Consider the following 11,663-nt stretch of genomic DNA (forward strand, 5'->3'; position numbering starts at 1 on the left):
TCGGCTACTGCCTCGAGTGTAATCTGTGCGCTAAATTGTTTAGACTTAAAGCTCGTGTGTATAAATAAAGTCACGGATTGCAAATCCGCGACATCGGGATCCGTCACTCAACACCCGTCAATCACACTCGTCAATCACACTCGTCATGTCACCTCGACGTAGGAGAGGTCGAACCCGTCAATCACGTTCGTCATGTCACCTCAACGTAGGAGCGGTCGCATCCGTCAATCACGTTCGTCATGTCACCTCGACGTAGGAGAGGTCGCATCCCCTAAATCAAGTTTCGTTTGTTGAGTTCTATGCAATAAGCTTAGTCAAGCTAAACAAGAAAAAGGACTTGTAGCTCGTGTGTATAAATAAAGTCACGGATTGCAAATCCGCGACATCGGTTTTTTTTTTGTTATCAGTGATCTGTTATGAGGTATCGGTCAATTTTTCTGAAATAGGAAGTATTTTCTTTAGACGATAATCGCTACAACCAACGGCGAACGGCGCACAACGCACAACCAACAATAAAATATAAGTAAAAGAATATACAAAAAAAGTGAAATAAGTAAATAAGAAGTTCTAATTTTGTATTATGATTTGTGAAATAATCTGTTAATTTATACGCAATTTGTATAACCTATATTATGAGTTTTTCAGGAAAGAAAATTTTTAAACGGATCGCTATCGCTGTGGGGGTTTTAGTGGTTTTTGTATTGGGGTTGCTATTAGTACTTCCCTTGTTTTTTAAAGATACAGTCAATGAAGAAATAAAAAAGATGCTCGCTGATTCAATCGAAGGTGAGGTAGTTTTTGATGACATTGAAGTATCTTTCTATAAGAACTTCCCGTATCTGACAGCGACAGTTGTCAATCCTAATATCGAGGGTGTACAAGTAGACTCTTTACATCCAACTAGGTTACTTCAAGCGAAGGAGCTTGGTCTTGGGATTAATATGATGAGTTTATTAAATTCAAAAATTAGTTTTGATCGTGTTTTTGTAGATTCTCCCGTTGTTGATTTGTTGGTTAATGAGAAAGGTGAAGCGAACTATATGGTGGTCAAATCTACAGATGAAGAAGAGACTGACGAAAAGGGATTTGATCTTCAGATTGATCGATTAGAGATAAAAAATGCATTATTGCGATACTGTGACGAGGCAGGTAACTTGTACTTTACAGCTGTCAATTTCGACTATTTGGGTAGTGGTAATATGAGTGATGCTGTATTCCAATTGAAGAGTAAAGTGCGCATTAAGTCTTTTGACTTTAGCTTTGATCATGTTTTCTATGTCAAAGACAAACCTGTTTTAGCTGATTTAGAAACCTTAATCGATACAAAGTCTTTAACGTTTGAATTTCAAAAAAATAATTTAAAAATTAAAGATTTACTGGTAAGTTTCATCGGAAGGTTTGGATTTGTTGAGAATGGCTACGATATGTTGTTCGATATTAATACAGAGAATTCAAGCTTAAATGAGTTGCTTTCCTTAGTTCCTCCTGAATATCAAACGTGGTTTGACAATACTAAATTTACGGGTGTTGTAGATGGGAAATTTAAGTTAGAAGGTCAGTTTTTAGCATTGGATACGATTATGCCATCAATTAGCCTTGATTTAGCTATTGCTAATGGAGGAATTCAGCATAAAGGTGTAACTGACCCTATTGAAGATTTAACGTTGGATTTTCACTTTAAAATGCCTTCATTGGATATGGAGCTAAGTGAAGTGTCGATTGATACATTAGCTTTTGACATTGCTGGGCGTAAAACTAACTTCCAATTGCACACGAAAGGCTTTGAGAAACCGATGATTGAAAGTCTGATGGATTTGGATTTAGATCTGGGTTTGATTCAACAAGCGGTCGGATTGACAGGTTTCGATATGAAAGGGGATCTCAAATTAAAAGGAAAAGTAGATGGCCAATTTGCGAAGGGAATTGTTGAAACAAGAACACTGCGCAAGGTAAAACGCGATACGGTAATTACAAGTATTCCTTCTTTTGATTTCGAAGGGATGATTCGCAATGGCTATTTTAAATTAGATAGCTTACCACAAGCGTTGAAAGAAATTAGCTTTGACATTAAAGCTGAAGGAGAAACGAATCAAATAAAGGATATTAAGTTTCGCGTAGATAACTTGAATCTTTTAGCAATGGACAATTTTGTCAAAGGTCATTTTGCGGTAAATAATTTACAAACATACGATGTTGATGCTCGTATTGAAGCAAATATTGATTTCGATAATATCAAAGAATTTATACCGTTTGATGAAGCTGTATTAAGAGGAAACTTACTAATTGATGGAACGGTTAAAGGTAGTTATGAACCTACTAGAAAGCGTTTCCCTGTTATGAATACAGAAGTGAAATTGCACAAAGGGTATGTACAGCTGAAAAGGTTACCTGAATTGCCAATTGAAGATATTGAGATTCATACGATTATTAAAAGTGCTAGAGGCTCAATTAACGATCTTTCAATTGAAGTGCTACCGATTAATTTCAAGATAGCAAATGAACCTTTCCAGTTAGCTGCAAGCCTGTATAACTTGAATAACTTAAACTATAATATTACGTCAAAAGGGACAATTAATATTGGTGATTTTTACAAGATTTTTAAAGTCGACGGTATTGACGTTCACGGTAGAATTATTACGAGTTTATTCTTAAAAGGATTGCAAAGTGATGCCTTAAAAGGTGACTTTGACAAGTTGAAAAATGGAGGGAAATTCGAAGTAGATAATATTAGAATTCACTCCGATATGTTCCCTTATCCTTTGCATATTAAGAAAGGAGTTTTCAAATTTTTTAAAGAAAAAATGGGCTTTGAAAAGTTTGTTGCTACTTATGGTAGTTCTGAAATTAATATGAAAGGATATTTAACGAACGTGGTTGATCACATCTTAAAAGAAGATACATTAAGAGGGAGTTTTACATTTGAGAGTCCTTCTTTCAATGTAGATGAATTTATGATGTTTGATTCGAAGAGTGCTTCAGCCAAGAAAGCTACGGTATCATCATCAGGAACAGGGGTAATTCAAGTACCTAAAAATTTAAATATTTTGTTTGATGCGGCAGCGCAAAAAATAAAATACTCAGAATATAATTTAGAAAATTTCACAGGTAGTTTGTTAGTCAATGCGGGAAAAATAGAGTTACAAAAAACGGATTTTGAATTGATTGGTACAAAAGTAAATATGAAGGGTATTTACGAACCAACAGGGTTTAGAAAAGCGAAATTCGACTATGCGATTCAAGCTTCTGATTTTGATATTCAACGCGCCTATAAAGAAATTACCTTGTTCAGAGAAATGGTGAGTATGGCGAAAGATGCACATGGTCAAGTTTCTTTGGATTACAAATTAGCCGGTGATTTGGATAAAAATATGTTCCCTGTGTTTCGTTCCTTAGTTGGGGGAGGCTCTTTGACTTTAGAAGATATTGAGTTCAAAGGATTTAATTTACTTGGTGCGATTGCCAAGGAAACGAATACCAAGTCACTAGAAGAAGGAAAAGCCAAAGACGTTGAAATCAAAACGACAATTAAAGATAACGTGATGACCATTGAGCGTACACGAATGAAAATGGCAGGCTTTAGACCGAGATTTGAAGGACAGGTTAGCTTAGATGGGGAGATGAATATCGGACTTCGATTGGGATTACCACCAATGGGTATTATCGGAATTCCGATGAAGATTCAAGGGAATTCCGATAATTTCAAGATAAAATTAGGTCGCTATAAACCGAGTGAAGTGTTGGGGAAACCATCTGAACATGATGATGAAGAGGAGGAGGAAGAGCAAGAAGAAGGGGCAACAAATGAAGCCGGTGTAGAACATGAAGTAGCACCCAATACTGAAGCTACAAAACCGACAGAAGAAGGAATGAAAGAAGAAGTAAACGAGCAAATAGCTGAACCAGCAGCATAAAATATAGAAGCTAGGGAGTAATCTCTAGCTTTTATTTTTTTTGCTAAGCATAGAAATAGTATTTTTACCTCTACATTTTGAAATAAAAACCACCATGATAGGAATTCCTTCCCTCACTGTAGAAGAATTAGCTTTAATTGCTCAAGGCGATCAAACACAGCCGATGTATGTGTACCAAAACACGGTTCCAGAAGAACTAGCTGTGCTCCAAGCGCATTGTGTTGCGCTTAATCCACAAGATCCCAACGTCAAGATGTTAATTGCTCGTATGTATAAAACGGTGACGGACGGTGATCGTGCAGGAGTTGGAATTGCAGCTCCACAAGTGGGACTGAATCGAAGAATGTTTTTGGTCAAGCGCTTTGACAAAGAAACAGAACCTTTTGAATTCTTCATCAACCCAGAGATTATCTGGTACTCTACGTTATTGCAGCAAGGGGAAGAAGGCTGTTTGTCTATCGAAGATCGCTATGACAGTGTCTATCGAAGTTTAGCTATTCAGATTACGTATTACGACTTAGAAGGAAAGCAGTATCAAGAAGTAGTCGAAGGATACACCGCTGTAATTATGCAACACGAATATGATCACCTCAATGGAGTGCTATTTACGGACCGAATCGAAGAGCAATCGACGTGTCAGTATATTGATGCTACGATAGAAACGCCTTTGGCCTATGAAGTTTAAGTTGTACAATGAGCTAAGTCTGCTTTTATTGATAGGAAGTGGAACTCAGTGCTTGGCACAAACGAGTCCTACTTATTCAATCGATGAATTAAGCTGTCCTACAACCAATGAGGAGATTGTAGCTTTGTACAAGATGGGTTTTTCTGCCTTAGAACAAACAGAATATTACAATACCGCAGGACGGATATTTTTCCAGATTATTCAAAAAGATAAGGAGTTGTGTGATGCCTATTACTATACAGGGGTTGCACTGACGAAACAAGATAAAGACAATGCCGCTTACACCTATCTCTATTACGCGGATAGCTTAGCCATCCAGCCAACGTTAACTTTTAAAGTGGCTTTGGCTGAATCAGCATTGCGCATCGACAATATTGGGTTAGCTCGAAAGAAGTATGAAGAAATTAAACAATACTTTCCCGATAGTCCAGAAGGATATTTCGGTTTGAGCCTGACCGCAACGTCTCTTGGAGATATCGTAGAAGGACTAGTAAACACCGACCGAACATTGGCCAAGTATAAAAATACAGGTCTGTTAACGGAACAGCGTGAACAAGAAATCTACTTTATAAAAGCTATTCTTTTGCGGATGAATGCACAGTACGATAAAGCTATTTCCTTTTTTGAGAAAAGTAAACCTTATTTTGGAACTACCACAGACTTCTTAGCGAACTATGCTTTGGCGACTTATGAGTTGTATAAACAAACGAAAGAAGCCAAATGGAAAATAGAAAGTCAACAAGCCCTAGCTCAAATACAAGATAAATCAACGTTGAAAGATGATTTTATCCATCAATTTAACTATGATGACTAAAGAGCCAAATCAATTGTAAACCCTACCCCTCGAATACTGTTAATTTGTATGTTATCGTCATCTGCCAAATATTTGCGCAAACGCGTAACGAAAACGTCTAAACTCCTTCCATTGAAATAATCTGCTGATTGCCACAGTCGATTTAAAATTACCTCTCTTTCTAAAATGGAATGATTGTATTGGATGAATAGCAAGAGCAAATCTCTTTCTCTTTCTGTAAGCTGATAGGTTCTTTTTGCATTTTCTAAACGCAGTAGCGCAGGGTTGAACGTATAGATACCCATGTGATAAAAGGGTGTTGTTTCAACAGAGACATGGCGTAAAATGTTGTCAATACGCAACTTTAATTCTTCGGGATCACATGTTTTTGCAATATAATCTGCCGCTCCTAATTTTAAGCCTAATAATCGATCGATATTTTGATTCTTAGCCGTTAAAAATAGAAAGGGAATGGTAGGGTGAATGTGATGAATTTCTTTCGCTAAAGTAAATCCGTCTTTTACAGGAAGCATAATATCCAAAATAGCCAAATGAAAATGATGCTGTTGAAGTAAATCCATTACTTCTGTAGAATTTGGAGTCCACACCACATCAAAATTACTAATCTCGAGATACTGTTTTACCACAGTTCCATAGTCTATATCATCTTCAACAAGGAGAATCTTATGCATAAGGAATACGAATAATAAAGGTTGTACCTTTGGTTACTATACTATTTAATTGAATATTGCCTTGATTTTTTTCGACAAGATTCTTCACTTGATACAAGCCGATGCCTAAACCTAGTGTGTTGTGTACGTTGTTGTGTATAATACGATAGAATTTGCGAAAAATAAGATTTTGTTCTTTTTTTTCGATGCCAATACCATTATCGGAAACCTCAATATACAAGTTATTCTCTTTGGAATAAAGCGAACAAGTAATAAGACTACCTCCATATTTAATACCATTTTCCAAAAGATTTAATAGAATTATCTCTAGCTCCGTTTGAGGAAAGGGAATTGTATTTTGCTCTAAATTCCAAGAAACGCTAAATTCGATAGCTGAATTCCGTACTTTGAGGTCTTCAATTAATTGTGTAAGACCAGCTTGAGTAAAAGGAAGTTCATTGGCATTTGAAGCTACACCCAGTTGATTCTGTAAGCGTTCTAATCGATCGATCTGTCTTTGAATTAACGCTACGGTTGGGGAATCATATTCTCGTTTAAGGTTGTTGCAACCGTATTTTAAGGTAGCAATAGGCAATTTGAATTCGTGTGAAACATTATCTACCATATTATGTAAACTCAAAACCTCTTGTTCTTTCTTTTTGATGGCTTTATACGTAGTAAAATACAGGATGAGAATAAACGTACAAATGAGGAATGATCCCGCTAATAAAGGAAAGAGCTCGCGAAAGGCAATACTGTTGAAATTGAGTACCTCAATGTATTTTTCTTGTTTTACGGTAAAGTGATTGGCATAGTCTTCCGGACAATCGATGCAAGGTTCATCTGATTTGTGCTTGCTGCTTTCTTCTACTTCCCATTCGGAAGAATTTACTCGATGCGCTTTTTTTACTTTTTGCTGGGTTTCTAAAATAGTGACCGGAGCTTGGAGCATATTTTCTTGCGTTGCGTTGAGAATGACATGCGTCAAGTCAATGCGATACGCAATCTGATAGCCTAGATATGCAAAAGCACTATCTATTTTTTGTGTAGCGTCTAAGCTGCTCGATTGTAAATAAGAAGCATTCTTTTTTTGAATTTCTTCTATTGTTGTCTTTTTTTGCAATAAGTCTAAAACTGCATAATACATTACATTGTCCTTTTTCTTATTTTTTTTCTCAAAGGACAGTACGTTTTCGATATCGTCTATTTTATCGTGAGCAATCTTGTGAATTTCTTTTTTCTTTAGCTCGAGTACCTGTATAAAATAGAAGACCATTATCCCAATCAAAAAGAAATAGAACAAGCTAAAAGCGAAGAGATAATACTTTGGTTTCGAGTACGTCATAGCTACAAATTTAGTTTAAAATAACGGATTTTAAGTTCGATTGAGCGCATTAACCGTTCGTTAACCGTTCATTAACCCGTTTGAGATTTGTTTTGAATCACCTTTGTTTCAAATAAGTAAACCGATGGGACGTATTTTTATTTGTATGGTATTGTTGTTGATGAGTGTACTTTTACAAGCACAGCCTTCAACGATTTTAATTAAGGGAAAAGTCATGGATCAAAAGCAAGAAAGCCTTGCCTTTGTAACCGTTTTAGTAAAAGATAAAGAGGGCGAAGTTATCACTTCGCTTTACACCGATGAGCAAGGTGAATATCAGGTTAAAGCACAGGATACTTGGGCGACAATTGAATTTCAGTATATTGGTTTTCAAACACAGGTCATCTCTTCAATGAATCCTATACCCTCTATCTTGACGCTAGTAGAAGACCATGCGCTTTTGGATGAAGTTGTGATTCAAGCAAAGCGCCCCATGATTAAACGCGAAATCGATCGCTTGGTATTTAATGTACAAGACACCCCCTTGGCAACAACAAATGCTTGGGATATTGTCAAACAAACCCCTGGAGTGAACGCGATAGGAGATAATTTAAGTATTAGAGGAAGTCAAAGTATTTTGGTGACGATTAATGATAAGAAAGTCATGTTGACGGGAGACCAATTGAAAGCTATGCTTGAAGGAACAGAAGGAACTCAAGTAGAAGCAGTAGAGGTGATTACGAATCCCCCTGCTAAATACGATGCACAAGGGAATGCTGTTTTGAATATTAAACTAAAAAAGAATACCTCGTTGGGATACAAGGGCAGTATTTCGGATCGCTTTAAACAAACAACCTATGCCTATAATACAGTTGGTACACAGCATACCTATACGGGAGAAAAAATAAATTGGTCTGGAAGTTATTCTTGGGGTAAGGGAACAGGTGTGCGTTACAATGAAGATAATGTCTTCTATGAGAATGGAGAAAGATGGAGCAGCGTGATGACACGCAAAAACAAGATTAAAGGACAGCATAGTTTTCAAACTGAAATGGATATCAAACTCGATACAACCTTGACCTTGACGCTCGGTGGAAATGGTTATATCAATGAACGATCTAAAGGAGATTATGAAATTCCTACTTCCATCCACAATCCTCAAGATATTGTAGAGTCCTCCTATACGACTTTTAATAAAAAAAGATCAAATATGGATACCTATACGGGGTATACTTTGGTAGATAAAAAAATTAGTTCATCGAAAAACCTGTTGTGGTCTTCCTATTTTACTTATGATAAAGAGCACGACAATCAAGACGTATTAACGAAATTAAATTTTAAGGATCAACCTGAGGCAGAGCGTTTTTTTGGTACCAAAGATAGACAACGCACGCGTTTGGCTGTTTCTGGACTGGATTATAGTATAGACAAAGAATCGACAAAATGGGAGTTGGGAGGTAAGTACAGTATTGTAAAAGCAGCATATATATTAGATTTTTATGAGGGTGATGAAGAAGATCATTCGCTTAACCCTGACAAAAGCAACGTTTTTGACTATCAAGAAATCAATTGGGCTGCTTATACCTCTTATACCAAACAGTGGAAGAAATGGCAAGCTAAGGTAGGAATGAGAGGAGAATATACAGGTATACAAACCAAAAGTACGGAGATGGGAAGTAATACAAAATCGTATTTTAAACTATTTCCTAGTGCCTATCTTAAATATGATTTAACAGATCAACAACAATTGAGTTTGGCATATAGTAAACGCATTGATCGCCCGTCGTATTCTTGGATGAACCCAGCGAAAAGCTACTATAATTTGTTTTCCTATTTTCAAGGTGATCCAGATTTAAAAGCAGCTATTCGCCATAACTTCAGTTTGAATTATACGTTTAGCACACTGAATGTGGAATTGTTTTACAACCGTGAACAAGATCCTTCCATGGAGATTTCTTATCAAGAAGAAGCCGGTAATATGTTGATTTACCACTATACAAATATTGATAAGCGAAATACAGCGGGAATGGTAACGAGTTATGCTCACCAAATTTTACCACGTTGGTCAGCCAATGGGTTTATACAACTACAGCAACAAGAAGATTATTTCTTTGGTGTGGATCAGAAACTGCACAAAAATGATGCTTTTGTTTTTGGTGGACGTCTGTCTACCTCGGTTGATCTTGATCAAGACAGCAACTGGAAGGCGATGTTGACGTATACCTTTCACACGCCAACAGTACAGGGCTCGTTTACAATTAGTGGCTATCAACGCACCGATTTTATCATGAGTAAGGAATTTAAGCAGAAAAAATGGACAGCGAATCTATATGTGTACAATATTTTTGGTAGTGATCGACAAATCATTAAAACACAATATGCCAATCAATATAACTACTTTAAAGACTATATGGATACACAAGGTATAGCCTTTGGATTGCGCTACAATTTTGGCAATCAAAAGGTAAAATACAGCGCGAAAGAATTAGAAATGGAAGAAAAAGATCGCTTATAAATAGAGTTAGTTTGTATCACAAAAAGGAAAGTTTATTCGACTTTCCTTTTTGTTTTTTGTTTATTTTGGAAAAACACAAAGGAGTTTGTTTGTATAAATGTTAAAATAGATTTTACTTCTTTATTTCGTAGCTTTGTACAGAAAATTAAAGGCTATGGAATTTGATTACTTTGACCAGATTCGTAAGATACGAACAGGAATTCGCTTTTACAGTGAGTTATTAATAGAAGCTTCTTGGAATGTATGGAATATCAAAACAAGGGTGGGTATTTTTTTCTTTTCCTTACTTATCGCTTTTCTCTGTACGTATTTCTTGACACCTGAGGTTTTTTCTGAAGCCCAGAAATACACGTTTTTCATCTTGATTTTTTCCATTTTACTCTGGGCAACTGAGGCTATTCCGCCCTTTGCAGTGGGAATTATGATTATCGGTTTTCTCGTGTATACGATGGGAAATATCGAAGGAGCTACTATATCTCCTCAAGAAATTTCTTCCACTTGGTCGGACAGTGTGATTTGGATCTTCTTGGGAGGATTTTTTCTCAGTGAAGGAATGCGAAAAACCAATCTCGATTTGTCGTTGTTTAAGAAGACCTTGGCTATTTTTGGCTCCAACCCGAATAAGTTAGTCCTAGGCATCATCCTGGTTACTTCCGTTTTATCGTTAATCATCTCCAATACAGCAACTGCAGCGATGATTTTAGCTTCGGTAATGCCTTTAATAGAAAGAGAAGGAAAAGATTCTCCAATGTCTAAGGCAATTTTGATTAGTATCCCCGCAGCAGCAACCTTTGCGGGAATGATTAGTATGGTTTCTACTCCACCCAATTTAATAGTGGTGGATGTCCTAAAGACGAAAGGATATGCGGTCAACTTTACCCAATGGTTGTTTTTGGGATTGGTACCTGCGGTTATTTTATTGGCTGGATTCTGGTGGGCGGTAGTAAAAAAATATACCTCCAAGGTAAAAGGTTTGGACGTGTCTTTTGTGAACGACGCGTTAGAAATGACGAATAGCTTACGCTTGCAACGCTTAGCTGTACTCGTAATTTTAGTTATAACGGTAGGAATGTGGATGTTTGGCACCAAATACCATATTCCAACTGCAGGGGCAGCGATGGTGCCGATTATGTTCTTGCCGATGTTAGGCATTATTACCGCAGAAGATGTGCGTAAACTCCCTTGGGACACTTTAATGCTCGTTGCAGGTGGGTTGTCCTTGGGTATCGCTATTAAAGAATTATTAGCTCCTTACTACTCTCAGTTTTTAGCGGGAGCAGAATTTAATGTTGTCGTGATGATGCTTGTATTTGCGGTTATAACCGTTTTATTTTCGAATATCATGAGTAGTACTGCAACTGCGACAATTTTGATTAATATAGCAGCCATTGTATTGCCTGTAGATCAATTGTTGCCAGTAGGTTTAGTAGTTGGACTTTGTGCTTCATGTGGATTATTCCTTCCCGTTTCTACACCACCCAATGCTATTGTGTTTGGAACAGGAATGCTCAAACAAAAGGACTTTAGACTAGGAGGGATGTTTGGCGCCTTTGTCGGAACGATTGTCATTATCTTATGGGTGTTGTTTCTACAAGAGTTTACCAACTTCTTTGAGTATCTGAAATAGATCGATTTGTTTGTTCTATATCGCTATAAAAAAAGCGCAAAGGAAATATTTCCTTTGCGCTTTTTTATAGCGTTCAATGTTCTCTAAAGGTATACCGAGCCTGTGGAGACAAGATGGATTTAAGATTTTTTTTTTAT

The 11,663-nt window shown here is 36.8% G+C and carries 7 protein-coding genes; 5 read left to right on the forward strand and 2 right to left on the reverse strand.

Going from position 1 to position 11,663, the window contains the following annotated elements; translation table 11 throughout:
* Positions 1 to 632 precede the first annotated feature (632 nt).
* From ACPDG9_RS15285 to ACPDG9_RS15295, 3 genes are all read left to right on the forward strand, one after another.
* Positions 633 to 3,911 carry an AsmA-like C-terminal region-containing protein gene (locus tag ACPDG9_RS15285; RefSeq protein ID WP_430528584.1) on the forward strand — a complete coding sequence of 1,093 codons (3,279 nt, stop codon included), beginning with the start codon at positions 633 to 635 and terminating at the stop codon, positions 3,909 to 3,911.
* Between the two features lie 94 nt (positions 3,912 to 4,005).
* Positions 4,006 to 4,596 (forward strand): peptide deformylase, encoded by a 591-nt coding sequence (gene def / locus ACPDG9_RS15290; RefSeq protein WP_430528585.1) that lies wholly within the window; start codon positions 4,006 to 4,008, stop codon positions 4,594 to 4,596.
* Positions 4,586 to 5,410 (forward strand): tetratricopeptide repeat protein, encoded by an 825-nt coding sequence (locus ACPDG9_RS15295; RefSeq protein ID WP_430528586.1) that lies wholly within the window; start codon positions 4,586 to 4,588, stop codon positions 5,408 to 5,410. The genes def and ACPDG9_RS15295 overlap by 11 nt, the downstream gene beginning before the upstream one ends.
* On the opposite strand, the gene ACPDG9_RS15300 is transcribed toward ACPDG9_RS15295, so the two are convergent.
* Positions 5,407 to 6,081: a response regulator transcription factor gene (locus ACPDG9_RS15300; protein ID WP_430528587.1), complete on the reverse strand. Its 675-nt coding sequence runs from the start codon at positions 6,079 to 6,081 to the stop codon at positions 5,407 to 5,409. The two genes, ACPDG9_RS15295 and ACPDG9_RS15300, sit on opposite strands and share 4 nt — an antisense overlap.
* Complete coding sequence (locus tag ACPDG9_RS15305) at positions 6,074 to 7,405, reverse strand: sensor histidine kinase (protein ID WP_430528588.1); 1,332 nt, start codon at positions 7,403 to 7,405, stop codon at positions 6,074 to 6,076. The genes ACPDG9_RS15300 and ACPDG9_RS15305 overlap by 8 nt, the downstream gene beginning before the upstream one ends.
* A 124-nt stretch (positions 7,406 to 7,529) precedes the next feature.
* Here ACPDG9_RS15305 and ACPDG9_RS15310 point away from each other — a divergent pair, with 124 nt between their 5' ends.
* Both ACPDG9_RS15310 and ACPDG9_RS15315 read left to right on the forward strand, forming a co-directional pair.
* Positions 7,530 to 9,899: an outer membrane beta-barrel family protein gene (locus ACPDG9_RS15310; protein ID WP_430528589.1), complete on the forward strand. Its 2,370-nt coding sequence runs from the start codon at positions 7,530 to 7,532 to the stop codon at positions 9,897 to 9,899.
* Positions 9,900 to 10,053: 154 nt separating this feature from the next.
* Complete coding sequence (locus ACPDG9_RS15315; RefSeq protein ID WP_430528590.1) at positions 10,054 to 11,526, forward strand: SLC13 family permease; 1,473 nt, start codon at positions 10,054 to 10,056, stop codon at positions 11,524 to 11,526.
* Positions 11,527 to 11,663: the final 137 nt, after the last annotated feature.

Origin of the sequence: Myroides sp. C6-3, assembly GCF_050522425.1 — a bacterium.
Taxonomy (GTDB): Bacteria; Bacteroidota; Bacteroidia; order Flavobacteriales; family Flavobacteriaceae; genus Flavobacterium.